This window comes from Bradyrhizobium sp. 132 (assembly GCF_023074185.1).
In the GTDB taxonomy this organism is placed as follows: Bacteria; Pseudomonadota; Alphaproteobacteria; order Rhizobiales; family Xanthobacteraceae; genus Bradyrhizobium.
Genome location: NZ_JADPKY010000078.1, coordinates 20,733 through 46,699, shown reverse-complemented (window position 1 = coordinate 46,699; position 25,967 = coordinate 20,733). Strand labels below are relative to the sequence as shown.

Annotated in this window: 26 protein-coding genes; 17 read left to right on the top strand and 9 right to left on the bottom strand. The window is 64.4% G+C overall.

All coding sequences use genetic code 11. The features are described 5' to 3' along the window. Nucleotides 1-10: 10 nt before the first annotated feature. The 9 genes from IVA74_RS12825 (at nucleotide 11) to IVA74_RS12785 (ending at nucleotide 7,349) form a co-directional block, all read left to right on the top strand. On the top strand, nucleotides 11-316 hold the full coding sequence (locus IVA74_RS12825; RefSeq protein WP_247343798.1) for an urease subunit beta: 306 nt from the start codon (nucleotides 11-13) through the stop codon (nucleotides 314-316). 57 nt (nucleotides 317-373) lie between these two features. After that, nucleotides 374-913 carry an HD domain-containing protein gene (locus IVA74_RS12820; RefSeq protein ID WP_247343795.1) on the top strand — a complete coding sequence of 180 codons (540 nt, stop codon included), beginning with the start codon at nucleotides 374-376 and terminating at the stop codon, nucleotides 911-913. A 37-nt stretch (nucleotides 914-950) separates the two neighbouring features. Next, nucleotides 951-2,666 carry an urease subunit alpha gene (gene ureC / locus IVA74_RS12815; RefSeq protein WP_247343792.1) on the top strand — a complete coding sequence of 572 codons (1,716 nt, stop codon included), beginning with the start codon at nucleotides 951-953 and terminating at the stop codon, nucleotides 2,664-2,666. A 129-nt stretch (nucleotides 2,667-2,795) separates the two neighbouring features. Continuing rightward, complete coding sequence (locus tag IVA74_RS12810) at nucleotides 2,796-3,095, top strand: putative quinol monooxygenase (RefSeq protein WP_247343788.1); 300 nt, start codon at nucleotides 2,796-2,798, stop codon at nucleotides 3,093-3,095. 24 nt (nucleotides 3,096-3,119) lie between these two features. Beyond that, entirely contained in the window at nucleotides 3,120-3,419 is a 300-nt protein-coding gene (locus IVA74_RS12805) for an antibiotic biosynthesis monooxygenase family protein (RefSeq protein WP_247343784.1), read from the top strand. Nucleotides 3,420-3,430: 11 nt separating this feature from the next. Then, nucleotides 3,431-4,006: an urease accessory protein UreE gene (locus tag IVA74_RS12800; RefSeq protein ID WP_247343781.1), complete on the top strand. Its 576-nt coding sequence runs from the start codon at nucleotides 3,431-3,433 to the stop codon at nucleotides 4,004-4,006. Next, a complete protein-coding gene (locus tag IVA74_RS12795; protein WP_247344336.1) occupies nucleotides 3,987-4,715 on the top strand; it encodes an urease accessory protein UreF in 729 nt (242 codons plus the stop codon). The genes IVA74_RS12800 and IVA74_RS12795 overlap by 20 nt, the downstream gene beginning before the upstream one ends. 51 nt (nucleotides 4,716-4,766) lie before the next feature. Then, complete coding sequence (gene ureG, locus IVA74_RS12790; protein WP_247343779.1) at nucleotides 4,767-5,390, top strand: urease accessory protein UreG; 624 nt, start codon at nucleotides 4,767-4,769, stop codon at nucleotides 5,388-5,390. A gap of 300 nt (nucleotides 5,391-5,690) precedes the next feature. Next, complete coding sequence (locus tag IVA74_RS12785) at nucleotides 5,691-7,349, top strand: HWE histidine kinase domain-containing protein (protein ID WP_247343776.1); 1,659 nt, start codon at nucleotides 5,691-5,693, stop codon at nucleotides 7,347-7,349. Between the two features lie 7 nt (nucleotides 7,350-7,356). Here the strand turns inward: IVA74_RS12785 and IVA74_RS12780 are convergent, their stop codons facing one another. The 5 genes from IVA74_RS12780 to IVA74_RS12760 all read right to left on the bottom strand — a co-directional run bounded on the left by IVA74_RS12780 (nucleotide 7,357) and on the right by IVA74_RS12760 (nucleotide 11,497). Beyond that, on the bottom strand, nucleotides 7,357-7,965 hold the full coding sequence (locus tag IVA74_RS12780; protein ID WP_247344333.1) for a TetR/AcrR family transcriptional regulator: 609 nt from the start codon (nucleotides 7,963-7,965) through the stop codon (nucleotides 7,357-7,359). Between the two features lie 88 nt (nucleotides 7,966-8,053). Next, complete coding sequence (locus IVA74_RS12775; RefSeq protein ID WP_247343773.1) at nucleotides 8,054-9,196, bottom strand: OpgC domain-containing protein; 1,143 nt, start codon at nucleotides 9,194-9,196, stop codon at nucleotides 8,054-8,056. Nucleotides 9,197-9,385: 189 nt separating this feature from the next. Further along, nucleotides 9,386-9,841: a hypothetical protein gene (locus tag IVA74_RS12770; RefSeq protein ID WP_247343771.1), complete on the bottom strand. Its 456-nt coding sequence runs from the start codon at nucleotides 9,839-9,841 to the stop codon at nucleotides 9,386-9,388. A gap of 91 nt (nucleotides 9,842-9,932) precedes the next feature. Beyond that, the gene (locus IVA74_RS12765; RefSeq protein WP_247343768.1) at nucleotides 9,933-10,304 is read right to left on the bottom strand and encodes a DUF883 family protein; all 372 of its coding nucleotides are present in this window, start codon (nucleotides 10,302-10,304) and stop codon (nucleotides 9,933-9,935) included. A gap of 77 nt (nucleotides 10,305-10,381) precedes the next feature. Continuing rightward, complete coding sequence (locus IVA74_RS12760; RefSeq protein ID WP_247343766.1) at nucleotides 10,382-11,497, bottom strand: AI-2E family transporter; 1,116 nt, start codon at nucleotides 11,495-11,497, stop codon at nucleotides 10,382-10,384. A 209-nt stretch (nucleotides 11,498-11,706) separates the two neighbouring features. Between IVA74_RS12760 and IVA74_RS12755 the strand changes: the two genes are divergently transcribed. Next, entirely contained in the window at nucleotides 11,707-12,495 is a 789-nt protein-coding gene (locus IVA74_RS12755; RefSeq protein ID WP_247343764.1) for a L,D-transpeptidase, read from the top strand. 16 nt (nucleotides 12,496-12,511) lie between these two features. Then, nucleotides 12,512-13,165 (top strand): DUF2865 domain-containing protein, encoded by a 654-nt coding sequence (locus IVA74_RS12750; protein WP_247343762.1) that lies wholly within the window; start codon nucleotides 12,512-12,514, stop codon nucleotides 13,163-13,165. A gap of 66 nt (nucleotides 13,166-13,231) precedes the next feature. On the opposite strand, the gene IVA74_RS12745 is transcribed toward IVA74_RS12750, so the two are convergent. Then, nucleotides 13,232-15,325 (bottom strand): methyl-accepting chemotaxis protein, encoded by a 2,094-nt coding sequence (locus tag IVA74_RS12745; protein ID WP_247343760.1) that lies wholly within the window; start codon nucleotides 15,323-15,325, stop codon nucleotides 13,232-13,234. Between the two features lie 274 nt (nucleotides 15,326-15,599). Between IVA74_RS12745 and IVA74_RS12740 the strand changes: the two genes are divergently transcribed. Further along, nucleotides 15,600-15,755 (top strand): Thivi_2564 family membrane protein, encoded by a 156-nt coding sequence (locus tag IVA74_RS12740; RefSeq protein ID WP_007599832.1) that lies wholly within the window; start codon nucleotides 15,600-15,602, stop codon nucleotides 15,753-15,755. A 68-nt stretch (nucleotides 15,756-15,823) separates the two neighbouring features. On the opposite strand, the gene IVA74_RS12735 is transcribed toward IVA74_RS12740, so the two are convergent. The 3 genes from IVA74_RS12735 to cysD all read right to left on the bottom strand — a co-directional run bounded on the left by IVA74_RS12735 (nucleotide 15,824) and on the right by cysD (nucleotide 21,006). Then, complete coding sequence (locus IVA74_RS12735; protein WP_247343757.1) at nucleotides 15,824-17,989, bottom strand: malate synthase G; 2,166 nt, start codon at nucleotides 17,987-17,989, stop codon at nucleotides 15,824-15,826. 286 nt (nucleotides 17,990-18,275) lie between these two features. Then, the gene (gene cysC / locus IVA74_RS12730; protein ID WP_247343755.1) at nucleotides 18,276-20,192 is read right to left on the bottom strand and encodes an adenylyl-sulfate kinase; all 1,917 of its coding nucleotides are present in this window, start codon (nucleotides 20,190-20,192) and stop codon (nucleotides 18,276-18,278) included. 19 nt (nucleotides 20,193-20,211) lie between these two features. Beyond that, the gene (cysD, locus tag IVA74_RS12725) at nucleotides 20,212-21,006 is read right to left on the bottom strand and encodes a sulfate adenylyltransferase subunit CysD (RefSeq protein ID WP_247344330.1); all 795 of its coding nucleotides are present in this window, start codon (nucleotides 21,004-21,006) and stop codon (nucleotides 20,212-20,214) included. A gap of 245 nt (nucleotides 21,007-21,251) precedes the next feature. Between cysD and cysG the strand changes: the two genes are divergently transcribed. Genes cysG through IVA74_RS12700 form a run of 5 tightly spaced genes read left to right on the top strand, consistent with a single transcriptional unit; the run spans nucleotide 21,252 to nucleotide 25,887 of the window. Further along, on the top strand, nucleotides 21,252-22,676 hold the full coding sequence (gene cysG, locus IVA74_RS12720) for a siroheme synthase CysG (RefSeq protein WP_247343752.1): 1,425 nt from the start codon (nucleotides 21,252-21,254) through the stop codon (nucleotides 22,674-22,676). Further along, the gene (locus tag IVA74_RS12715; protein WP_247343749.1) at nucleotides 22,673-22,990 is read left to right on the top strand and encodes a DUF2849 domain-containing protein; all 318 of its coding nucleotides are present in this window, start codon (nucleotides 22,673-22,675) and stop codon (nucleotides 22,988-22,990) included. Before cysG ends, IVA74_RS12715 begins: the two co-directional genes overlap by 4 nt. Nucleotides 22,991-23,001: 11 nt before the next feature. Further along, on the top strand, nucleotides 23,002-24,657 hold the full coding sequence (locus IVA74_RS12710) for a nitrite/sulfite reductase (RefSeq protein ID WP_247343745.1): 1,656 nt from the start codon (nucleotides 23,002-23,004) through the stop codon (nucleotides 24,655-24,657). Beyond that, the gene (locus IVA74_RS12705; protein ID WP_247343742.1) at nucleotides 24,644-25,159 is read left to right on the top strand and encodes a DUF934 domain-containing protein; all 516 of its coding nucleotides are present in this window, start codon (nucleotides 24,644-24,646) and stop codon (nucleotides 25,157-25,159) included. Before IVA74_RS12710 ends, IVA74_RS12705 begins: the two co-directional genes overlap by 14 nt. After that, nucleotides 25,156-25,887, top strand: a complete 732-nt coding sequence (locus tag IVA74_RS12700) for a phosphoadenylyl-sulfate reductase (protein WP_247343738.1) — start codon at nucleotides 25,156-25,158, stop codon at nucleotides 25,885-25,887. Before IVA74_RS12705 ends, IVA74_RS12700 begins: the two co-directional genes overlap by 4 nt. Nucleotides 25,888-25,967: the final 80 nt, after the last annotated feature.

Sequence of the window (25,967 nt, the reverse complement as noted above, 5' to 3'; positions counted from 1 at the left end):
GAGCGAGAGCATGATCCCCGGTGAACTCTTCATCCAGGACGGCGAGATCGAGCTCAATGCCGGCCGCAAGATCGTGACGCTGACGGTTGCCAACACCGGCGACCGCCCAATCCAGGTCGGCTCGCACTACCATTTCTTCGAGACCAACCCGGCACTGAAGTTCGACCGCAAGAAGGCCCGCGGCATGCGCCTTGACATCGCCGCCGGCACGGCCGTCCGGTTCGAGCCGGGCCAGACCCGCGACGTCCAGCTCGTCGCGGTGGCCGGCAAGAAAACCATCTACGGCTTCCGCGGCGACGTGATGGGGAAGCTGTGAGCTCCACAGGAACGAGCGCGGCACGGCACGGTTAAGACGAAAACGGAGGTCTTTGCCATGCTGTCACCCGTCCGCCTCGTCTCCGAAGCCGCCGAGCTCGCCGCGCGCCGCCACAACGGGATGGCGCGCAAGGGCCGCGGTCATGAGCCTTACATCAACCACCTCGCCGAGGTCGCGAACCTGCTTGCGACCGCGACCGATGGCGCCGACGCCGAACTCGTTGCGGCCGGCTGGCTGCATGATGCGATCGAGGACACCGACACCACGCGCGAGGAGCTCGCGCAAAAATTCTCCGACCGTGTCGCGTCACTCGTCGTCGAGTGCACCGACGACATGAGTCTGCCGAAGGCCGAGCGACGGCGTCGGCAGGTGATCGAAGCACAGAAAAAGTCGGCCGGTGCCAGGCTGATCAAGATCGCCGACAAGATCAGCAACATCGGCGCGCGCATTCATTCCGATCCAGCCGCCGAAGAGCGTGACGACCTCACCGACTACGTCGGCTGGTCCGAGCAGGTGGTCGCGGGCTGCCGCGGCGACAACGCCTGGCTCGATACGACATTCGACGACATGGTGCTCACAGCGAGGGCCTCGCTGTGAGCACCGATCCGAAATTCAAACGCAAACGGGGCTTGTGATGTCCGTCAAAATAAAGCGTTCCGTCTATGCCGACATGTTCGGTCCGACCACCGGCGACAGGGTGCGGCTGGCCGACACCGACCTCGTCATCGAGGTCGAGAAGGATTTCACCACCTACGGCGAGGAGGTGAAGTTCGGCGGCGGCAAGGTGATCCGCGACGGCATGGGGCAATCACAGGTCACCAACAAGCAGGGCGCGGCTGATACCGTCATCACCAATGCGCTGATCGTCGATCACTGGGGAATCGTGAAAGCCGACGTCGCGATCAAGGACGGCATGATCGCCGGTATTGGCAAGGCCGGCAATCCCGACATCCAGCCGGGGGTCACCATCGTCATCGGTCCCGGCACCGACGTGATCGCGGGCGAGGGCAAGATCCTCACCGCCGGCGGCTTCGACAGTCACATCCATTTCATCTGTCCGCAGCAGATCGAGCACGCGCTGATGTCTGGCGTGACCTCGATGCTCGGCGGCGGCACCGGTCCCTCGCACGGCACGTTCGCCACCACCTGCACGCCGGGGCCGTGGCACATGGGGCGGATGATCCAGTCGTTCGACGCCTTTCCGGTCAATCTCGGCATCTCCGGCAAGGGTAACGCCTCGCGGCCTGCCGCGCTGGTCGAGATGATCAAGGCCGGCGCCTGTGCGCTGAAGCTGCACGAAGATTGGGGCACGACGCCGGCTGCCATCGACAATTGCCTGTCGGTGGCCGACGATTACGACATCCAGGTGATGATCCACACCGACACGCTGAACGAATCCGGCTTCGTCGAGGATACCATCAAGGCCTTCAAAGGCCGCACCATCCACGCCTTCCACACCGAGGGCGCCGGCGGCGGTCACGCCCCTGATATCATCAAGGTCGCCGGCTTGAAGAACGTGCTGCCGTCCTCGACCAATCCGACGCGCCCCTTCACGCGCAACACCATCGACGAGCATCTGGATATGCTGATGGTGTGTCACCATCTCGATCCCTCGATCGCGGAAGATCTGGCCTTCGCCGAGAGCCGTATCCGCAAGGAGACGATCGCCGCCGAAGACATCCTGCACGATCTCGGCGCGCTCTCGATGATGTCCTCGGACTCCCAGGCCATGGGCCGCCTTGGCGAAGTCATCATCCGCACCTGGCAGACCGCCGACAAGATGAAGAAGCAGCGCGGCTCGCTGCCGCAGGACAAGGGCAAGGACAACGACAATTTTCGCGTCAAGCGCTATATCGCCAAATACACCATCAATCCCGCGATCGCCCATGGCGTCTCGAAGCTGATTGGTTCGGTGGAGAAGGGCAAGCTCGCCGATCTCGTGCTGTGGTCGCCGGCCTTCTTCGGCGTCAAGCCGGACTGCATCGTCAAGGGCGGCATGATCGTCGCCGCGCCCATGGGAGATCCCAACGCCTCGATCCCGACGCCGCAGCCGGTGCACTACCAGCCGATGTTCGGTGCCTTCGGCAAGGCGCGGACCGCATCCTCCGTGGTGTTCACCTCGAAGGCCGCGATCACCGGCGGCCTCGCGCGAAAACTCGGCATCGACAAGAAGCTCTATGCGGTCCAGAACACCCGCGGAAAAATCTCGAAGAAGAGCATGATCCACAACGACGCCACGCCCAATATCGAGGTCGATCCGGAGACCTATGAGGTGCGCGCCGACGGTGAGCTTCTCACTTGCGCGCCGGCCGAAGTGCTGCCGATGGCGCAGCGATATTTCATGTACTGAAATAGCGCCTCGACACATGCCCCCGGCGCGCCCCCGGGGGAGCGGATTTACGGTGTTGCGTTCGATCCCGCCTGGTCTAATGTCCCGCCCGGTATCTTGAACTCAAAAGAAAAGCCGGGAGGATTTCTCGTGATCTACGTCGTTGCCACCCTGACCATCAAGCCCGAAACGCGCGCCGAATTCATTGCAGCTGCCACTGCCTGCATCAAGGAGACCCGGAAAGAGCCCGGCAATATCGCCTATGATTTGCACGAGAGTGTCACCGATCCCGCCAAGATGGTGTTCGTCGAACAGTGGGAGAATGCCGAGGCGCTGGTGCCGCATCGCGGCCAGGAGCACATGAAGACATTCGGCCGCGTCGCGGTGAAGTGCTTCACGGCACCGCCGAAGATCGAAGTGATCACGCCCGAGAAGGTCGACATACGCTAACAAGAACAACAGGGAATAACCCTCATGATCTATGTCATCGCCACCACGCCCATGAAGCCGGAAAACAAGGACGACTTCATCAAGGGGCACAAGGCCTGCACCGTCGAGACGCTCAAGGAGAAGGGCTGCCTCTCCTACGACGGTAGTGTCAGTGTCAATAACCCCAATCAATACGTGGTGGTCGAACGCTGGGAGACCCGCGACGATCTCACGGCGCATGCCAAGGCGCCGCACATGAAGGTGTGGCGCGAATATTCCGCGCAGATGAAGACGGCGCCGACGGTGATCGAGATCATCAGCGACGGCAAGGTCGAGAAGCTCTGAGGTAGCAGCGCATGATCCGGGCGACGCAGGTCAAGGGACAACACCGCTTCACAGAAGCGCCGGCGGATACAGTCGTGCTCGATTTCGACGATCGACACCGCCGCCGCATGGCGATGACGGGGACGCGGGGGCTCGCCTTCCTGCTCGACCTGGAGAATGCCGTTGCGCTGCGCGGCGGCGATGCGCTGGTGCTGGAGGACGGTCGGCTGGTCGAGGTGGTCGCCGCGCCCGAGTCGCTGCTGGAGATCCGCGGCCAGGATCCGCACCACCTCATCCGCGTCGGCTGGCATCTCGGCAATCGCCATCTCCCGACGCAGATCATGGCCAAGGGGCTGCGCATTCGCCGCGACCACGTCATCGAGGCCATGGTGAAGGGCCTCGGTGCGCGCGTGATCGAGATCGAGGCGCCATTCGATCCCGAAGGCGGCGCTTATGCCGATGCCGGCCACGCACATGGACACGACGACCACGCGCATGACCATGTTGCGCATGACCATGGTCACAGCCACGATCATCATCACCACGACGAGCATTGCGATCACCCCGACCATCACCACGGCCACAAGCATGCTCACGACCACAAATGAGCCGGTCGGCGCCGGCGATCTCGCGGGGCGCGAGGCGGCGGCGCTGTACCGGCTGATGACCTGGCTGTCGCCGGCGTTTCCCGTCGGCGGCTTTTCCTACTCCAGCGGCATCGAATGGGCGGTCGAAGCCGGAGACATCGCGGACACAGCGACGCTGGCGGACTGGCTCGACGCAATGCTCTGCGACGGCTCGGGCTTCTGCGATGCGACGTTTCTGGTCCACGCCTATCGCGCCACTGAAGCGGACGAGGACGCCACCTTGAGCGATGTCGCCGAGCTCGCCGCGGCCTTTGTGCCGTCGCGCGAGCGGCAGCTGGAGACGACGTCGCAGGGTCGCGCCTTCGTCGACATCGCCCGCGCCGCTTGGGATGCCGACGGGCTGGATGCCATGGTTGCGGCATGCCGAACGCCACTGGTCTATCCCGTCGCCGTCGGCGTCGTCGCTGCCGTGCATGGCGTGCCGCTGGCGCCGACCTTGCACGGCTTCCTGCATGCGCTGGTCTCGAACTGGATTTCCGCGGCCAGCCGGCTCATTCCGCTCGGCCAGACCGATAGCCAGCGCGTGCTGGTGAAGCTGGAAGCCGCGGTTGCCGCGACGGCCAATCGTGCGCTGAATGCGACGTTGGACGATCTCGGCAGCGCGACGTTTCGCGCCGACCTCGCCAGCCTGCGGCACGAAACGCAATATACGCGGCTGTTCAGATCATGATTGCGGGCCAGTACATTCCGCAATCGCCAGGACGACGATAGGAAAGAAACGATGGCTACGTCTCACGGCCCCTTGCGTGTCGGCATCGGCGGCCCGGTCGGATCGGGCAAGACCGCGCTGATGGACCTGCTCTGCAAGACCATGCGCGAGCGCTACGACATCGCGGCGATCACCAACGACATCTACACCAAATGGGATGCGGAATTCCTCGTGCGCTCGGGCTCGCTGACGCCAGATCGCATTGCAGGGGTCGAGACCGGCGGCTGCCCGCATACCGCGATCCGAGAGGATGCCTCGATGAATCTCGCCGCAGTGGCGGACATGCGCGCCAAGTTTCCCGGGCTCGATCTCGTGCTGATCGAATCCGGCGGTGATAATCTCGCTGCCACTTTTTCCCCGGAGCTCGCCGACCTCACCATTTACGTCATCGACGTCGCGGCCGGCGACAAGATCCCGTCCAAGGGCGGCCCCGGCATCACCCGGTCCGACCTCCTTGTCATCAACAAGATCGACCTGGCGCCCCATGTCGGCGCCTCGCTGGAAAAGATGGAGACGGACGCCAGGCGCATGCGCGGCGAGCGTCCGTTCGTCATGACCAACCTGAAGAAGAGCCAGGGGCTCGACCGCATCATCGGCTTCATCGAGGCCAAAGGCGGCTTGAAACGGGACAGCTGACCGACGCGACGACTTAACGCAGGCGTTTCTCTCCGTTAACGCCCAGTGGGCGGAGCCATCCGCGGAACCAATTTCGGACACGGCGATTATCTACCTCCGGTGCCCCGGGGGCCGAACCATCCCGGCCGGACCATCGGCCGAGCGGATTATGCTTTTCAGGCGACCCAAGTTGCGTACTGATGCCTCCTCCTTCATTATCTCCGCCACCGGGGTTCACCCTGTTTCGGCACATGGCCGTTCGAGCGGCGTTCATATGTTCCTTGTTTATTGCCGACCTCCCGCTTTCGCCTGAGTAGTCGCGTGGTCCGGCTGGGTTTCATCATCGGCTTCATCGCCCTGCTCGGAGCCTTGCTCTCCGGGCTTGCGGCCTATCGCGTCCACGACCAGGAGCTGGCGCTGGACCGGATCGCGCTGGCGCGCGCGATCGACGTCCATGCGAGCCTGGTCCAGGACCGGCTCACCGAGCGCGAATTGCTTGCGCGGGTCGCCTCCGGCCTGTTCCGGACGCCGTCGGTGCTCAAACCGAACATGCTCGAGCCGCTGCGCTCGGCGATCTACGCCTTCAAGACCGATTTCGTGGTGGCCGGCTGGGTCGCCCGCCTGAAGCCGGACGAGCTTGCCGCAGCGCAGACCGCCATCGCCAGCGCCGGCTTCCCCAATCCGCAGATCCGCAGCTATGACGACAAGCCGATCGATCCGGCGCGTGTCACTCAGCCGATCGACGTGCTGATGGACCTCGAACCGCGCAGCAATGAGACCAAGGCGCTGCCCGGCCGCAGCTACGACCAGGATCAGGTGCGCAGCGCCATGCTGACACGCGCCAGAGTGGAGAAGAGGTCGGTTGCCTCCGAGCCGGTTCCTCTCCTGCGCGGCGACGGACCGGTCGGCATCATCGTGGCCGCTCCGGTCATCCCCGAGGGCGCGACGGAGCCGGTGGGCTTCATCACATTTTCCTACGAGCTCGCCTCCTTGATGCTGACCAATGACGACATGTCGCTGTTCGCGGTCGCGCTGAAGGATCCGCGCAGGGAGGGTGGCGAGCTTGTCGCCAACGATCAAGGCGTGGTCTCGGCCCGCACGACGGCGGCGGATGGGCCGGCGCCATCGGCGACGCGCACGGTGAGCTTCGGCGGTCGCGACTGGCAGCTCAGCTATTACGCCAAGACGAACTCGGCGCGCCGCGCCGAGCAGACTGCGATCATCGTGGCGGCGATCGGCTTTGCGATCACCGCGATGGTGTGTGGCCTGTTCGGCTATGTCGCCTACAACAATCTGCGGCTCAGTCGGGAAATCCAGGTCAGAATCGGCTTCGAGCGCCGGCTGACGGCCGTCATCGACGAGCTCAACCACCGGGTCAAGAACATCCTGGCGGTGATCCAGTCGATCGTGACGCGCACGCTGCGCCATGGCTCCGACATCGATGTCGCGCGTGAACTCCTGATCGGCCGCATTCACGCCATGTCCAACGTCGTCTCGCTGCTCAGCGAGAGTCAGTGGCAGGGCGTCAAGCTGAAGGGCCTGTTCGAGGCGCGCGCCATCCCGCACGCCGACCGCATCGCCGTCACCGGTCCGGATATCGCAGTCAGCGCGCGCGCGGCGCAGAGCCTGTCGCTGCTGTTCTTCGAACTGGCCTCGCACTCCGACGAGGGCCTGTCGCTGGTCGGCAAGCATCCGCACATCACCGCCAATTGGACGGTGACGAGCGAGGGGACTGGCGAGGTTTTTCATTTCCGCTGGGAGGAGTTCAACACCAGCGAGGCGACGCGCCGCCCCGATTCCGATTTCGGCCTGATCCTGCTCGACCGGGTCGCGCCCGAGGCGCTCGGCGGCGCCGCCAAGCGCTATTTCACCGACGTCTCCTATGTCTACGAGCTGACCGCGCCGATGGACACGGTCGAGGACATGACCGAGCGCGACCGCACTGACAAGCTTTCAGCACCGATCCGGCCGGCGCGGTAATGCGAGGCTAGCTCTTCGGCCGCAGCACGAGGTCAACCAGATTGCGCGCGTAGGCCGGCGTGATCGGCGCGATGCCGAAGACGTAGCGGTAGAACAGGCCGCCATAGATCGCGTCGTAGAGATCCTCCGGCGGTGCTTCCGCCAGAATGCTGCCGTCGTTCTGGCCGGCGGCGATCATCTCGACCAGGGCGTCGCGGCGGAATTGCAGATAGCGGGCGTAGAACAGCTCGGCTGAGCCGGTCTTGGAAATGCATTCGGAGATCACGGCGAGCTGGACCTTGCCGAACTCGCCCTGGAGCGCTTCGGCATAGGCCGCGGCGTGGCGGCGTGCGCGCGCGGCGGCACTGCCGGAGCTTGCAGGCGGTAGCGGCAGCATCTGCGCGGCATGCTGGAGGAAGGCGTCGATCAGCAACGCCTCGCGAGACGGCCACCATTTGTAGATCGTCATCTTGGAGACGCTGGAACGCCGCGCGACCGCGTCGATGGTGGTGGCGGCAAGGCCGGTCGTGGCCATCAGCGCATAGGCGCTCTGGAGAATGGCGTTGGTGGTCTCGATCGACCTTGGCCGGCCGCGCCGGGGCGCGCTGTCGGCTCCCTCACCCCCGCCTTTCGCCATCGCCACGCCCGGCCTCCTCGCGCAATCCGCTCCCGCTCCGCATAGCGCAGCCGTGATGGTCGGCCTAGCGGAATCGGAAGGTGCCGGGCTAGGCCTGCTGGCGCAAGGCCGCGGGCAGGTCCTGCCGCTTCGACCAAGCGATGTAATACGCGACCGCGGCCATCGCCGCGAAGCCGGCCAGACTCACGGCGATCTGCATCACCACCAGATTGGCGCCGGTGATCAGGATGAGATGTCCGGCAAAGGACAGGAACACGCCGACGCAGAACACGGCGAGCCATTCCTCGCCGCATCTGATGACCGCCTGGAGCGGCCTCAATTGCAGACCGGGATGATCGGCCGGGACCAGATGGGTCGCGAGGAAAGCGAGCGCGAGGAAGTGGACCACGCGATAGGGTGCGAGGTTTTCCTTGTCGGTCGGCGTGATGTTGTCGAGCACGATATCCGGCAAGTAGACGGCCAGCGTCGGCGAGTGGCGCATCAGCGTGATCGCCATCGCGAATACGAGATAAGCGCCTGCAAGCACGCGCAGCCAGGTCAGGCCGTGCAGGGTGCGGCCCGACGTACCGGTGACGGCGAACCAGCCGCCCAGCACCATCAGCATCTGCCAGCAGAACGGGTTGAAGGTCCACTCCTGGTCCGGATAGACCCGGAAATTCCAATCGAACCAGCGCGCCGCGAAGTACAGGGCGACCGATGCCGCCAGCGTCAGGTTCGGACGCCGCAACAGCCCCCACAGCGCGAACGGAAGAAACGCCATCAGCGGGATCATCAGTTGCAGGAGATCGAGGTTCAGCGGCTCCTCCTGAAGCACCAGTCCGCGTACCAGGATGCGCAGCGGATGCTCGATGATCCCGGAAATGTTGTATTCGTGGATGATCTCGGGCGCCATCGATTGCGAGGCGACATAGGCGATGGTGTCGATGTAGATCACGAACAGAACGACATAGGCGGCGTAGAGCCGCCAAACGCGCTGGAAGATGCGCGTCGCTGCGACGACGTAACCACGCTCCAGCACCATCTTGCCATGAATGATGGCCATGCCATAGCCGGCCACGAACACGAACAGATCTGCGGCGCCGCTGAAGCCGAAGTTTCGCAGCGTCAGCAAGTTGACGACATTGTTCGGGATGTGGTCGACGAAAATCGACCAGTTGGCGATGCCGAGCGTCAAATAGAGCCGGGCGTCGTGATTGAATGCGGCGAGGTTCGCCTTGACGGACGGTTTCATCGAAAAAAATAGCTTTTGGAATCAGGGGCGCTGCTTGTAGCGGCAACCTCCTGCCTATCCGAGTAGCGATTGCGTGATGAAGGGGGCATTGGTGCCAAATGGCGCAAAATTGCGCGGCGGCGTCCGTGCCCAATTCCGATAAATGCGCTCGTGAGACTTACGACGAAATTTTCTAACCCGCTTGAGCCGTCACTCGGCAGGTTCAGCCGACGTCTCGTCGGGCACGCCGGCGCGGCTCGCCATGATTCCGAGGGCGACGCCGCCGATCGCCAGGATCGGCAACAGCCGCTTGATCCCGATGGCGCGAACGATCTGGAGTCCCGTGGCGAGCAGCATGGGGTCCGCGAGCATGCTCGCGGCCGTCGACTTCGCGGCGCGCTCGGCCGCGATATGGGCTTGCTTGCGCAACTGCCGCTTGTAGGCCCAATAGCTCACTGCAGCAGTCAGGGTCAGCAGAAAGAAAACGCCGGCACCGGCGAGGCAAGCCTGCACCGGACCATATTTTTCCAGCACCGAGATGAATGCCGCCGCGCACAGGAAGCATGTCGTGATGAAGAGCGCGAGCGCCGCGCCCGCCGCCAACGAGGTCAGCCGCACAGTCGTGCCGGTGGATGCGCTGATCCCGTCGATGATGCGCTGAAACATGGCCTTGCTCCTCAAACCCCCACGAGCCGAATCGTCACATGCCGGCACCGACGGCGCCGCAGCGCCGCCGTTTCAAAGCTCGTTCACGACCTCAGCGGCGCCAGGCGGCACCAATCAGGAAGCCGATGCCGAGCGCGATGCCGACGGTCGCGAGCGGTCGCTGCGTGATCGCGTCTTCCAGCCTCTCCTCGATCGAGCCGTAGGCATCTTGCGCTGCGCCCATCATGGCGCTGCCGCGCTCCGACATGTCGTCGAAGGTCGAATCCACGTTTTCGCGCGCTTGGCGGTAGCCGCGGCGGGCTTGCTTGCCGGCAGAATTGGCAAAGACGTTGAGCGCGTCGGTGATCTGGTCGGTGAGGGCGGCGATATCGTTTTTCACGGCTGCTACATCCTTCTCGAGGCGTTCTGCGGTGGCCTTGTCAGTCCAGTCTCTCATCCTGGCTTCGCCGTCGGACGTTGACATCGGGAGCTCCGAACTGTTGGCGGTTGAGATGGGCGGAGAACGTTTCGTCGTGACGGAAGTTCCGTCATCGAAACCTCTCAACCTTGTGGGAGCTGCGGCGAATCCGTCGGCAGCAGATGCTCCTTCAGGACCAGCGCGACGATCAGAAGCGGCGACGACAGGAACGCGCCCATCGGGCCCCACAGCCATGTCCAGAATGCCAGCGCCAGCAGCACGGCGAGCGCATTGAGCTCCAGCCGCCGGCCGATGATGGTTGGTGTGACGAAGTGCCCCTCCAGGAAGGTGAGGCCACCAAAGGCAAGCGCCGCCATCAGGCCACCTCCAATGGTCGGAAAAGTGACCAGTCCGACCACGACCAGAATGGCGAACATCGCAACCGGCCCGATGATCGGGATAAAGTTGAGGGTGGCCGCGAGGGCGCCGAGGCCGGCGGGATTGGGCATGCCGATGAGCGCGCAGACCAGGCCCGCGCCGACGCCGACGCCGACATTGATGACAGTCACGGTCAGAAGATAGTTGCCGAGATGGACCTCGATCTCGTTGAGGATACGAAGCGTGCGCAGCCGTGCGTCGTGATCGCCGAAGGTCATGATCATCGCGCGGCGCAGGTCGCGCCAGCTCGCGATGAACAGGATGAGGGTGACGAAGAACAGCAGGAATTCGGTGAAGGTTGGCGACAAAAATTCCAGCGTCGGCTGCACCCACTCGAATTTCAGCATCTGGAAGCTGTGCAAGCCGTCCGAGCCGCCGCCGACCATCGTCTGCAGCTCCTGCCACAACGCCAGCGGCCGGTCGAACACGTGCAGCTTGTCCTTCAATTGCGCGCCGAGTTCGGGCAGGCGCGAGCTCCATTCCATCAGCGGTGAGGCGATCAGCGCGACCATGAAGCCGACCACGGCGGTCACCGCGATCACGATCGACGCGGCCGCGAGCCCGCGCGGCACCTTCCGCTCCTCCAGGAAGGTTGCCGCCGGCGACAGCATCGTGCCGGTGACGAACGCCATCACGACAGGCAGGAAGAACGCCTTTCCGACGTAGAGAACGGCGATCACCGCGATCAGCAGCAGCCCCGCAAGCGCGAATGCGACGAATTCGGTGCGCCGGATCACTGGCGGAAGTTCGTCGTGGCGCTCGGGGAGCGGTGTGCCTTCGCTGTTGCCGGGAATCATACGTTCACTGGGAAGGACGCGCACAATACCTCTCCGGCACGGAAGGCTTCGGTCCGCGTGCCCTATGAAATGAGAAACGTACCAACGCGCCACCGGTTCCATCGCCGCTTCGTGAAGAGACGCTCGCTTGACTGTGACTTGGCGGCCGCATCCCGCCGCGGAACTTATAGCGGCTCGGCCGCGTTTATCGGATCAGCGCATCACCCTGATGCAGGCATCCAACGGGGCAGCACATGACCAAGTTCTCTGCAGTCCGACGCCGCTTTTCGCCGCGCCGCATCACCGCTTTCGCCTTCACAACCGCTTTGCTGGCAGTGCCGTTCGGCACCGCGAGCGCGCAGACGCTGGGTTATACGTACCCGCAGGAGCAGACCTATCCGCAGGATCAGGGTTATTCGCAGGGCTATGCCAGGCCGGGTTATGCGAGTCAGGAGTCGCAGGCCTCCGACGAGGATGCCGCACTGCCCGATCGCCTGCGCAAGCAGATCGTCAGCTTCGACCGGAGCGAGCCGGCCGGTACTATCGTCATCGATACCAACAACACCTATCTTTATTATGTGCTCGGCCAGGGCCGCGCCATCCGTTATGGCGTCGGCGTCGGCCGCGAGGGCTTCACCTGGTCGGGCGTGCAGAGCGTCAGCCGCAAAGCGGAATGGCCGGACTGGCACCCGCCGGCGGAGATGATCGCACGCCAGCCCTATCTGCCGCGCTTCGTCGCTGGCGGTCCCGGCAATCCGCTCGGCGCGCGCGCTATGTATCTCGGTTCGAGCGAATACCGCATCCACGGCACCAACGATCCCACCACGATCGGCAAGTTCGTTTCGTCCGGCTGCATCCGCCTGACCAACGAGGACGTCACCGACCTGTTTAGCCGCGTCAATGTGGGCGCCAAGGTCGTGGTGCTGCCGAAGAACGCGCCGCTGATGGCGAGAGGCGGAGATTCCGTGCGCAAGCGCCCGGCACCGACGACGTTACCTTCAGGCAGGCAGGCGCTGAACATTTCGACGTCGGCCGTGAATTAGAGTTGAGCGAGGTTACATGAAGAGACGTTCGATCGGCAAACTGGCAAGTGGCGCGGCGGCGTTCTTCGCCGTCGCCTCCTTCGGCCTCGCGCTGACGCCGTCGGCGCACGCGGAGGACTTTTTCTCGGCGCTGTTCGGCGGCTTCCGCGCGCGGCTGGCGCCGGAGATCCGCATGCCGTTCCCCGGCGATGACATGCCGCGATACGACACGCCGCGCCAGCGGGCCTCCTATGGCGGCGGCACGGCCTATTGCGTGCGCGGCTGCGACGGTCGCTATTTCCCGGCGCAGGGAAACGATGCCGAGAGCAAGGCGCAGTCCTGCAAGAGCTTCTGCCCGGCCTCGGAGACTTCGCTGGTCTATGGCGGCAATATCGACGACGCCACGACGGATAAGGGAAAATCCTATTCCGAGCTGCCGAACGCCTTCCGGTACCGCAACGAGATCGTGACGGGCTGCACCTGCAATGGCAAGGATCCGGCCGGGCTCGCTCAGGTCAAGGTCGACGACGATCCCACCTTGCGCAAGGGCGACATCGTCGCGGGCGCGGACGGCCTGGTGGTCGCCAGCCGCAATGCCAACGACCGTCGCGGCGTCGCGATGAACTTCTCTCCGCTGCCGGACTCGGTGCGCGCAAGATTCCGCCAGGTGCCGGTGGTGGCGAAGGAGTAGGGGGAGCTCTTTCCACGTCGTCCTGGCTTTCTCCAGGATGACTGTGAGCGGATAGCGCCCGCAGCCCTACGCCGCCCGGATCTTGCCCAGGAAGTCGCTGACCTGATGACCGAGCTGGCGGCTCTGCGTTTCCAGCGTTTCGGAGGCTTGCTTGACGTTCTCGGCGGCCCCGGCTGCGGTATCTGCGTCGGCCTTTACGCCGGAAATATTCTCCGAAACGTTCTTGGTGCCCTGCGCCGCGTATTGCGTGCTGCGGGTGATCTCCTGGGTCGCCGCGCCCTGCTCCTGTACGGCGGCGGCGATGGCGGTGGCGACTTCATTGACCTCGCCGATGATGCCGCCGATCGCCTGGATCGCGTTGATGGCATCGCCGGCGACCTTCTGGATGTCGGCGATCTGCTCCGAAATCTCCTCGGTCGCCTTGGCGGTCTGGCTCGCCAGTGACTTCACCTCGGATGCCACAACCGCAAACCCGCGCCCCGCTTCGCCGGCGCGCGCGGCCTCGATCGTGGCGTTCAGCGCCAGCAGATTGGTCTGTGCCGCAATGGTGTTGATGAGACCTACGACCTCGCCGATGCGTCCCGCGGATTGTGCTAGCCCCTGAACGGTGCTGTCGGTTTCGCGGGCCTGGTTGACGGCGCGGCTGGCGATGCCTGCGGCGTGCGCGGCCTGCTGGCTGATGTCGTTGATCGAGGCTGACAGCTCCTCGGCGGCGGCAGCGACGCTGTCGACGCTCATCGAGGCGTCGTTGGAGGCCTTGCCGGCGATTTGCACGCGGTCGTTGGTCTGGCGCGACACCGCGGACAGATCGCCCGAGGTCTTGCGCATTTCGCCGGAGGCTTCGCTCAATTCGCCGAGCGTCTTGCGCACCGCGCCCTCGAACTCGCCGACATAGGCCTCGACCGCGCGCTGGCGCGCGATGGCGCCCACATTGCGCTCGCGCTCGTGCGCCTCGATCTTGAGCTTCTCGTTGGCCTGCTGCTTGAAGGTCTCCAGTGCGCCGGCAAGCGCGCCGATCTCGTCCTGGCGATCGAGATAGCCGCTGTCGACCGCGAGGTCGCCGCCGGCGACCTTCAGCATGGCATTGCGGATGGTGTTGAGCGGAGTGATGACGCGGCGGCTGACCAGCATGATCGCGCCGACGGCGAGCCCCATGGCGAGCGCTAGCAGCGTGAGCTGCACGATCAGGGCGCGCTGCGCGCCACTGCGCTGCTCCAGCGTATGCGTCCTGGCGGCGTCGAGCGCGGCTTCCGCTACCGCGACCGCGCTTGCCATGCGGCCGACCGTGAGCGGGCTCCACTGGTTGGCGGTCATCTCGGGCTTCTCGCTCTTTACCAGCGCGTCCGCAAGGCGGTCGCGCAAGGCCAAATATTGCGGCTCGAAATAGGCGGTCTTGGCAGCAGCCACGGCAGAGGTCAGCGCCGGTGCCAGTTGCATGCCAAACGTCGACAATTCCAGCGCCTTCCACATCGCCGCCGTGCCGCCGACATATTGGGTGTAGTTGTAGCGGCCCTCTGGCGTGATCTTCCCCGCCGCCAGCCCGGTCGAGACGATCAGCGAGGCTTCGCCTGCAGTGTTGCGCAGCAGCCAGGCGTTCTGCTTGATCGACAGCAATTGGTCGATCGTGGCGTCCTGATGGTTGACAGTGCCGGCTAGCGTGTTCGACAGCCTGTCGAGCACATCGAGCAGGCCTTGGGTCGTCTCCATGTATTCCTTGGTCAGGCCGGCCCGGCGTTGATCCTTGGCCTTGGCGACGTCGTCCCAGAACTGCGTTTGCTCCTCGATCAGCAGCTTGTAGAGGCGAGCCAGCTCCGGCACCATCGTGCCCGATTGCGGAAAGTCGATGCTAGGCAGCAGCTTGAGCGCGCGAGCCATCGCCGGCATCTGCGCATCGCGCAGGCTCCGCAGATATTTCTCGATTTCGGGGTCCATCGGCTCGGTCGCGTTCAGCAGCCGTGACGTGGTCGACCGGTCGGTGCGCAGATTGTGCATCGCCTTGAACAAATCGGCGGAGGCGTCGGCGATCTGCGAGATGCGGTTGGCGGTCCTGAGGCGATCCCACGACTCGTAGGCAGTAAGCGAGAGCGAGATCACCACACAGACCGACGTGATCGCGATCACCGCCTTCAGCAGCGCGGATACGGTCAGACGATTCAGCATCGAAGTCCCCAATTCCCGTTGCAAAGTTCGTGACGTCGCCCCGGGCAACATCGGAAAAGAGGGGCACGCAAGAATCGGCAATCGCATGCCGTTTGCGGCTCAGGACCCAAACGGTTTCTGCATCTGAAAGGAAAAGGGTAAAGTTTTAGGCAGGCCGGCGGATCGTAGAAGTACGTATTTACTAGAAGTTGCAGAGGGTTGCGGCGATGGAACCGGTGCGGGAGTTGCGCGTTGTGAAACCGTCAGCAACTTTGCCTAAAGGGGGGTCCCAGCGATGCTGGTCGGCGTACTCGTCACCTTTCTCGTCGTCATTCTCGTGCTTTACCTCATCAACATGTTGCCGATGGATGGCCGAGCCAAGCAGATCGCGCGCGTTGTCGTCATCATCATCGGTATCGTGTCGCTGCTGAAATATCTCGCAGTGTTCTAGCGGACGGTGCTACCGCAAACAAGAAAGCCCCGGCGCGAGCCGGGGCTTTGGCATGAGACCGATCGGGCTCAGCCGTTGGCCTTGGCCTCGCGGCGGCGGGCGGTGAGAATGTATTCGGTGTAGCCGTTCGGCTGCTCGCGGCCCTTGAAGACGAGGTCGCAGGCGGCCTTGAAGGCTGTGCCGTCGAACGCCGGCGCCATCGGCTTGTAGATGGCATCGCCGGCATTCTGCTTGTCGACCACGACCGCCATGCGCTTGAGTGACTCCATCACCTGCGCTTCGGTGATGACGCCCTGGTGCAGCCAGTTGGCGAGGTGCTGGCTGGAGATGCGCAAGGTGGCGCGGTCTTCCATCAGGCCGACGTCGTGGATGTCGGGCACCTTGGAGCAGCCGACGCCCTGGTCGATCCAGCGCACGACATAGCCCAGAATACCCTGGCAGTTGTTGTCGATCTCCTGCTTGACGTCGTCGGGCGCCCAGTTCGACTTCGACACCGGAATAGTGAGGATGTCGGAGAGTTTTGCGCGCGGGCCGCCCTTGGTGAGCTCCTGCTGGCGCGCGGCGACGTTGACCTGGTGGTAGTGCAGCGCGTGCAGGGTCGCGGCGGTCGGCGAGGGCACCCAGGCGGTGGTGGCACCGGCCTGCGGATGGGCGAGCTTCTGCGCCAGCATGTCCGCCATCTTGTCCGGCGCGGCCCACATGCCCTTGCCGATCTGGGCGTGGCCGGGCAGGCCACAGGTCAGGCCCATATCCACGTTCCAGTCCTCATAGGCCTTGATCCAGGGCTGCGCCTTCATCTCGTTCTTGCGGATCATCGGACCCGCTTCCATCGAGGTGTGGATCTCGTCGCCGGTGCGGTCGAGGAAGCCGGTGTTGATGAACATGATGCGCTTGGAGGCGCGCTGGATGCAGGCCTTGAGGTTGACGGTGGTGCGCCGCTCCTCGTCCATGATGCCGACCTTGAGCGTGTTCTCGGGCAGCGACAGCATCTTCTCGACGCGGTCGAAGATCTCGCAGGTCAGCGACACCTCGTCGGGGCCGTGCATCTTCGGCTTGACGATATAGGCAGATCCCGTGCGGCTGTTCTTGACCTTGGAGTTGCCCTTGACGTCGTGAACGGCAAGAAGCCCGGACACGGCTGCATCGAGCAGGCCTTCCGGAATCTCCTCGCCCTTTTCGTCCAGCACCGCGTCGGTGAACATGTGGTGACCGCAATTGCGCATCAGCAGCAGGCTGCGGCCGTGCAGCTTGACCTCGCCCTTGCCATCCGGCGTCTTGTAGCTGCGGTCGGCATTGAGCGAGCGCGTCAGCGTCTTGCCGCCTTTCTCGAAATCGGCCGTCAGCGTGCCGTTCATCAGGCCGAGCGTGTTGCGATAGACCAGCACCTTGTCCTCGGCATCGACCGCCGCGACCGAATCCTCCATGTCGAGAATCGTGGAGACCGCGGACTCCATGATCATGTCGGCGACGCCGGCCGGATCGTCCTTGCCGATCGTGCTGCTGCGGTCGATCTTTACCTCGACATGCATGCCGTTGTTGACGAGCAGCACCGCGCTCGGTGCGGCAGCATCGCCCTGGAAGCCCGCGAATTGGGCGGCGTTCTTCAGCGCGGTCGCGTTGCCGCTCTTCAGCTTCACCGCGAGCTGGCCCGCGACGACGCTATAGGCGGTGATGTCGGTGTGGCTGCCGGTCGCCAGCGGCACGGCGGCATCGAGGAACGCTTTTGCTTTCGCGATTACCTTGTCGCCGCGCGCCTTGTTGTAGCCCTTGCCGCTCTCGGAAGGATCGTGCGGGATCGCATCGGTGCCGTAGAAGGCGTCATAGAGCGAGCCCCAGCGCGCATTCGCCGCGTTCAACGCGTAGCGTGCATTGGTCAGGGGCACGACGAGCTGCGGGCCGCAGATCTTGCCGATCTCCTCGTCCACATTGGTCGTCTCGACCTTCTGCGTCACCGGCTCAGGGACGAGATAGCCGATCTCCTTGAGGAAAGCGGTATAGGCATTGAGGTCGAACGCCTTGCCCTTGTTGGCGCGGTGCCAGTCGTCGATCTTGGCCTGCAGCGTGTCGCGCACCGCCAGCAATGCGCGGTTCTTCGGCCCCAGCTCCTTGATGATAGCGGCGAGCCCGGCCCAGAACGCATCCGGCGCGATTCCCGTCTTCGGGGCCGCTTCCTTGGCGATGAAATCGAACAGGACGGGAGCGATCTTCAATCCGTGGGCGTCGACGCGTTCCATGATGGGCTTTCTCGTTGGAAATCGATGTTTTTGGCTGCTTTTGACCAGACAGCAGCAAAATGCGCCCCAAGGGAGCAGCTTTCGGGGCCTTATTAGCCCCAAAATCGGGGCCGTGAGAAGGCCCCCGAAAAATGTCAAGGCGCGGTGGGCGGCCCACGCACCGGCATCATTCCCCGCGAAGGCGGGGAATCCAGTACGCCGCGGCCTCTGGCTGAATCACTGCTGTCGGTGGAATACTGGGTCGCCGGGGCAAGCCGGCCGACGACAGCGGAGCAGCAGCCCGGCTTCAAATATTCGCGGCGAGGTCCACGACTTCGTCGAACAGCACGCCGGTCGTCTTCAGCATCTGCTCGATCTCGTCGGCCGCCTCGGCGACCGTCCGCGTCGAGGTGTCGATCACGAGCTCGGCGGCCTGCGGCGTCTCGTAATCGTTGCCGATGCCGGTGAACGACGCGAGCGCGCCGGCGCGGGCCTTCTTGTAGTGTCCCTTGGGATCGCGCTCTTCGCACACGCCGGCCGGGGTCGCGACATGAATCTCGCGGAACGAAGTGTCGGCGATGTGGCGCGCGGCGGCGCGGTCCTCGCGGGCGGGCGAGACCGCGGCGACGATGGCGATGTGGCCGTTGCGCGCGAGATGCGTCGCCACTTCGGCGAGACGGCGGATGTTCTCGCTGCGATCGGCGGCCGAGAAGCCGAGATCGCTGTTGAGCCCGGCGCGCAGCGTGTCGCCGTCGAGCAGGATCGGCGAGCCGCCATTCGAAAACAGCCGCCGCTCCAGCGCCTTCGCCAGCGTCGACTTGCCGGACGCCGGCAGGCCCGTAAGCCAGACCACGGCGCCGTTGTGCTGATAGCGCGCAGACCGTTCGTCGGGCCGCAGCGCGGATTCCACCGGCACGATGTCCACGGGCAGGGCGCGCTGGCCGGCATCGACCGACAGCACGAGGCCGCCGCCCGCGATGCGCCCAGACACCTCGATCACGATGCGGCCGGTGCGCGGGTTCTCGGTGTAGGGGTCGGTTGCAATCGAATTCGAAAGAGAGATGTCGATCTCGCCGACATGGTTGAGGCCGATCGCTTTGTTCTCGACGCTCGACAGTTCGCCCGGATCGACGGCTTTCTCGATCGCGACGACGGTGGCGCGGCTTTCCTTGGGTCCGCAGCGCACCAGGAGCTGGTCGCCCTTGGCCAGCGGCTTGTCGTGCAGCCAGAAGATCCGCGCGCGCAACCGCCGCGTCTCACGCGGGGCGCTGTTGGCATGCGCGATGATATCGCCGCGCTCGACGAACAGCTCGCGGTCGAGCGTGATGCCGACCGACCGGCCCGCACCCTGGCGTCCCGCAACCGGCGTCACCGGCCAGCTCTCGACCGTCTTGATCCTGGCGATCTTGCCGGCCGGCATGATCACGATCTCGTCGCCGGCGATGAGGCTGCCGGATTCGATACGGCCAGCCACGATGCGGCGGTCGTCGAATTTGTAGATCGCCTGCACCGGCAGCCGCAGCGCCAGCGCCTCCAGCGGCTGGGCCGGCTCGAGCCTGTCCAGCGCCTCGACCACAGTCGGGCCCTTGTACCAGCCGATCCGGTCGGTGCGCTCGGCGACGCCGTCGCCGTCGCGGGCGGAAATCGGAATCACGGCCGTGGGCTTCACGCCGAGGCCCAGCAGATGCGCCGAGATCTCGTCGCTGATTTCGTTGAAGCGCTCGGCGGAGAAGTCGACGCGGTCCATCTTGTTGACGACGACCGCGACCTGCTTCACGCCGAGCAGATGCAAGAGATAGCCGTGTCGTCGGGTCTGATCGCGCACGCCTTCGAGCGCGTCGATGATCAGCACCGCGCCGTCGGCCTGCGAGGCGCCGGTGATCATGTTGCGCAGGAATTCGGCGTGGCCGGGCGCGTCGATCAGCACGATGTCGCGCGAATTGGTGCGGAAGCGGATCTGCGTGGTGTCGATGGTGATGCCCTGGTCGCGCTCGGTCTGGAGCGCATCGAGCAGGAATGACCATTCGAACGGCATGCCGCGCCGCGCGCTGACGGCCTTGAGCATCTCGAGCTTGCCGTCGGGCAGGCTGCCGGTCTCGTGCAGCAGGCGGCCGACCAGCGTCGACTTGCCGTGGTCGACATGGCCGACGATGACGATGCGGACTTGGGGCCGCGTGGTGCCGTTCGGCGTGGCGGGCGAAGCGGGGGTGACGATCATGTTCATACGGCGCTCGCGTCCTTGATCAGAGATAGCCGGCGACACGGAGGCGCTCGAAAGCGTCCTCGGTCTCGTGGTCGAGCGCGCGCCCGGCACGTTCCGGCACCTTGGTCTCCTCGAGCTCGACCAGGATCTCGTCGATGTTCGACGCCGTCGAAGCGACTGGATTGGTGATGTCCTGATCGCCCAGCGAGCGGTAGCGCTTGCCGTTTTGCGAGAGATAAAGCGGAATGATCGGGATGTTCTCGCGCTTGGTGTAGGCCCAGATGTCGGACTCGGTCCAATGCAGGATCGGGTGAATGCGCAGATGCGCGCCTTGCGGCGGCGAGGCGTTGAAATGATCCCAGAACTCCGGCGGCTGGTCGCGCACGTCCCAATTGCCCTCCAGGCCGCGCGGCGAGAACACGCGCTCCTTGGCGCGCGTCGCCTCCTCGTCGCGGCGGATGCCGGCAATCAGGCCGTCAAAACCGTATTTGCCGAGCGCCATCTTGAGACCCTCGGTCTTGCGCGCGGCGGAACGGGCGGCGGGGGGCAGCGTTGGGTCGACGGCATCGATGGGCGGGCAGGGCTCGACGCGCAGATCCAGCTCCCACTCCTTGCCGTAGTGATCGCGGAAGCGATACATCTCCGGAAACTTCTTGCCGGTGTCGACATGAAGGGCCGGGAACGGCAGGCGGCCGAAGAACGCCTTGCGCGCCAGCCAGATCATGACATTGGAGTCCTTGCCGAGCGACCACAGCAGGGCAATCTTCTTGAGGCGACCGAAGGCTTCGCGGAAGATATAGATACTCTGGGCTTCAAGCTGGTCGAGATGGTCCATGCTCGGGGCAAGGTCAGCAGAAAATTCTTTCGCGGGCGCGCGCACGGTGAATGCGGGGCTGCTCAGTCCGTTTGCTGCGGAATCGTCCTTGAGAAGATGCATCTCTGCCACTTTGCGTTTGGAGGCGAAAATTCTATAGTTGCGGTGCGGGAGAGAAGAAAAAATTTTCTCTTTGCGCGCTCGAAACGACACATATATAGAAAATAATTCCAGTCAACCCCGGATGTGGGGGAAGCGAGTATCGCATGCGGTTCTTGCCGGTGTTTCTCGATCTCAAGGCCGGCCCGGTGGTCCTCATCGGCGCGGGTGAGCTTTTGCGCGCCAAGTTGCGTGTGCTCGCCGCTGCCGGTGCGCGCATTCGCGTGCATATGATCGACGGCAATCAGGACTTGGGTTTGAGCCCTGCGGACGCAGTGCGTATCGAAGTTGTGGCCGGCGATCCGCTCGCCGCCGATCTCGCCGGCGTCATCGCCATCGTTTGCGCAGGCGCGGGGGATATCGGTGTGGCGATGTCGGCCCGCGCCAAGGCGCTCGGCCTGCCCGTCAACGTCATGGACGATCTCGAACATTCCAGCTTCATCTTCCCTGCGATCGTCGATCGCGGCGATGTCGTGGTCGCTGTCGGTACCGGCGGAACGTCGCCGGTCGTCGCGCGGCGCGTGCGCGAAAAGATCGAGGCGTTGCTGCCGGCGCGGATCGGCGAGCTTGCCGAGTTCATCGGCGGCTTCCGCAAATCCATCAACGAACGTATTGCCGAGTTTCCGCTGCGCCGCCGCTTCTGGGAGCGCGTCATCGACGGCCCGATCGGCGCCGCCGTTCTGGCCGGCCGCAAGGGCGAGGCTGGAGCGGCGCTGAACAGGATCACCGATCCGTCCGCGTTCGCGCGCGCCGACAAGCCGGAAGGCTCCGTCGCACTGGTCGGCGCCGGACCCGGCGATCCGGATTTGCTCACCATCAAGGCGCTGCGCGCATTGCAGGACGCCGATACCGTCTTCCATGACGAACTGGTTTCGCCCGAAATTCTCGACCGCATCCGCCGCGACACCACGCGCGTGCCGGTCGGCCGCCGCGTCGGCAAGCCCGGCATCGGGCAGGACGCGATCAACAGGCGCATGATCGAGGCCGCGCAATCCGGCCAGCGCGTGGTGCGGCTGAAGGGCGGCGATCCCTTCGTGTTCGGCCGCGGTGGCGAAGAAGTCGAAGCCCTGCGTGCAGCTGGCGTTGCCTATTCGATCATTCCCGGCATCACCGCAGGGCTCGGCGGCGCCGCCGATTTCGAGGTGCCGCTCACCTACCGTCATGAAGCGACCCGCATCACCTTCCTCACCGCGCACAAGGCGCGCGACGCGGAGACGGTGGACTGGTCGACGTTGACCGACGCAAAGATGACCGTCGTGGTCTACATGGGCATGACGGCTGCCCCCGCGATCCGCGCCGGCCTGTTTGCCGCCGGCCGTTCGCCGGAGACGCCGGTCGGCGTGTTCGCCCGCGTCACGCGTCCCGATGCGCAAGGCGCGATCGGCACGCTGCGCGACCTGCCCGAACTGGTGCGGCGGACCAACGGCGGCCCCGCCATTCTCATCATCGGCGATGTGGTCCGGCATGCCGGCTCGCTTCGCCGCCAAACCCCAAAGCAAATCATCTCTGACCTATTGGATGCAGCCGAATGACCTCCCCGCTTGAACAGAAGAAGATCAAAATCGCCGGCCCCTCGGTCGTAACCGCCAACCGTACCTGGGACGGCATCGTCGTTTACCGCACCGCCGCCATGAGCTGGTCCGCGGACCTGTCGGAAGCCGCGATCGTGCGCAACTCCGACGAGGCGAAAGCGTTGCTTGCGGAGTCTGTTGCCGATGACGTCGGCGCGATCGGTCCCTATATCGCACCAGTACAGGTCGGTGCGGACGGCAAGATCGAACCCGGAAATCTGCGCGAACAGATCCGCCGCACCGGCGTGACCATCGGACAGCCGGTACAGGTTTAAGGCGTTTTCTTATGTATGCTTACGATGAAATCGACCGCACGCTCGTCAACGAGCGCGTCTCGGAGTTCCGCGACCAGGTGAAGCGCCGCCTCTCCGGCGAGCTCACCGAGGACGAGTTCAAGATCCTGCGGCTTCAGAACGGCGTCTACCTGCAACTGCACGCCTACATGTTCCGCGTCGCGATCCCCTACGGGACGCTGGCATCGAACCAGTTGCGGGCGCTCGCTCATGTCGCGCGCAAATACGACCGCGGCTACGGCCATTTCACCACGCGGCAGAACATCCAGTTCAACTGGATCAAGCTCGCCGAATTGCCGGATGCGCTGGCTGATCTCGCCGAGGTCGGCATCCATGCGATGCAGACCTCCGGCAACAACATGCGTAACGTCACCTCGGACCAGTGGGCCGGCGTCGCGCCCGGCGAGATCGAAGACCCCCGCATCTGGTCGGAGCTGATCCGCCAGCACACCACGCTGCATCCGGAATTCTCGTTCCTGCCGCGCAAGTTCAAGATCGCAATCACCGCGTCGGACCATGACCGCGCGGCGATCAAGATCCACGATATCGGCCTGCGCCTGATCAAGAACGAGAAGGGCGAGACCGGCTTCGAGGTACTGGTCGGTGGCGGGCTCGGCCGCACGCCGTTCATCGCCAAGACCATCAAGCACTTCGTGCATGGCCGCGACATCCTCAGCTATATCGAAGCGATCCTGCGCGTCTACAATCAGTACGGCCGCCGCGACAACATCTACAAGGCGCGCATCAAGATCCTGGTGCACGAGCTCGGCATCGAGAAATTCTCGCGCGAGGTCGAGGAAGAGTGGCAGCACATCCGCAACTCCTCGCTCCAGATCGACGACGAGGTGATCGAGGACATCCGCTCGCGCTTCGCCTACCCGTCCTACGAGAAGCTGCCGCACATGCCGGACCAGCTGCGCCAAGCCGCGGCCGATCCTGATTTCGAGGCGTGGCGCAAGAACTCGGTCGCCCCGCACAAGGTCCAGGGCTATTCCATCGTCACGATCTCGCTGAAGCCGATCGGCGCGCCTCCGGGCGATGCCACCGCAGAGCAGATGGATGCACTGGCCGATCTCGCCGACAAATACTCATTCGGTGAGATTCGCGTCGGCCACGAGCAGAACCTCGCTCTGCCGCACGTTGCCCAGCGCGACCTGCCGGCCCTGTGGAAGGCGCTGGACAAGCTCGGGCTGGCGACACCGAACGTCAATCTGATCACCGACATCATCGCCTGCCCGGGGCTCGACTATTGCTCGCTGGCGAATGCGCGCTCGATCCCGATCGCGCAGGAATTGACGCGGCGCTTCGCCAATCACGAGCTCGCCAATCTGATCGGCCGTCTCCACATCAACATCTCCGGCTGCATCAATGCATGCGGCCATCACCATGTCGGCCATATCGGCATTCTCGGCGTCGAGAAGAACGGCGAGGAAGTCTACCAGATCACCATCGGCGGCCGCGCCGACGAGAGCGCCGCACTCGGCAATCTGATCGGCCCTGGCGTCAAGTTCGACGAGGTCGCCGACGTCGTCGAGGACATCGTGGAGGCCTATCTGGCGCTGCGCGAGCGGCCGGAAGAGCTGTTCATGGACACCGTAAAGCGCCTCGGCGTCGAACCCTTCAAGGAGCGCGTTTATGCCACTCGTTAACGGCGGAAAGATCGTCGACGACAGCTTCGTCAAGCTCGCCGTAGACACGCCGCTGCCCGAGGGCGGCGACATCCTGGTGCCGGCCGAGCGCTTCGTCGGCGAGGCGGATGCGTTGCTCAAGCGGACCGGCAAGATCGGCGTGATCTGGCCGAATAATCGCGACATCGCCGAGCTGGTGCCGTATCTCGGCAAGATTGCCGTCGTCGCGCTGGTGTTCCCGACCTTCCGCGACGGACGCGCCTACAGCCAGGCGCGGCTGCTGCGCGAGCGCTACAATTATCGCGGCGACCTGCGTGCCACCGGCCAGATCCTGCGCGACCAGTTCGTGTTCATGCTCCGCGCCGGCTTCGATTCCTTCGACGTCAAGAAGCAGGCCGACGCGGAAGCCTTCATGCAGACCGCGAAGCGCTATTCGGTATTCTACCAGCCGACCGGCGACGGCCGGATCACGGCACTGCACCGGCGCATGCAGCTGCGTCACTCTGAGGGTGTCGGCACGTGAACGCAATCGCGCCTCAGGTTCCGTCGATGTCCGTCTCTGCGCTGCCCTCAGCGGAGGAGCTCGATCATGCCCTACGCGATGCCTCGCCCGCTGAAATCATTGCCGCTGCGCTGAAGACGGTCGGGCGCGAGAAGCTGGCGCTGGTGTCGTCCTTCGGCACGGAATCGGCGACGCTGCTGAAAGTCATGGCTGACGTCGATCCGGCGATTCCCGTGATCTTCCTCGATACCGGCTGGCTGTTCGAGGAGACGTTGGCCTATCGCGACACGCTGATCGCGACGCTGGGCCTGACGGACGTCCGCTCGATCAAACCTGCCGAAGAGACGCTGTCGCGCGAAGATCCCGACCGCGACCTCTGGTTCTCGGATCCCGACGCTTGCTGCCGTATCCGCAAGGTCGAGCCGCTGGCGCGTGCGCTGAAACCGTTCGATGCGTGGCTCAACGGCCGCAAGCGCTTCCAGGGCAGCACGCGCGCCGACATTCCGGTGGTCGAGGACGACGGCGCGCGGTTGAAGTTCAATCCTTTCGCCAATGTCTCGCGCGAGGAACTCGAGGCGATTTTCGCCCGCGCCAAATTGCCGCGCCATCCTCTGGTGGAGTCCGGTTTCCTGTCGGTTGGGTGTATGCCTTGCACGAGCAGAACGGCTGAAGGCGAAGACGAACGCGCCGGTCGGTGGCGCGGCCGGGCCAAGACAGAATGCGGCATCCACACGATGAAGATTTCGTAGCACAGTCGCGCTGCCCGGCTACGAACAAGAAAATCCGGTTCCGTTGACTTAAGCCCGTTTGGGTCCGAGTTATGCCTGCA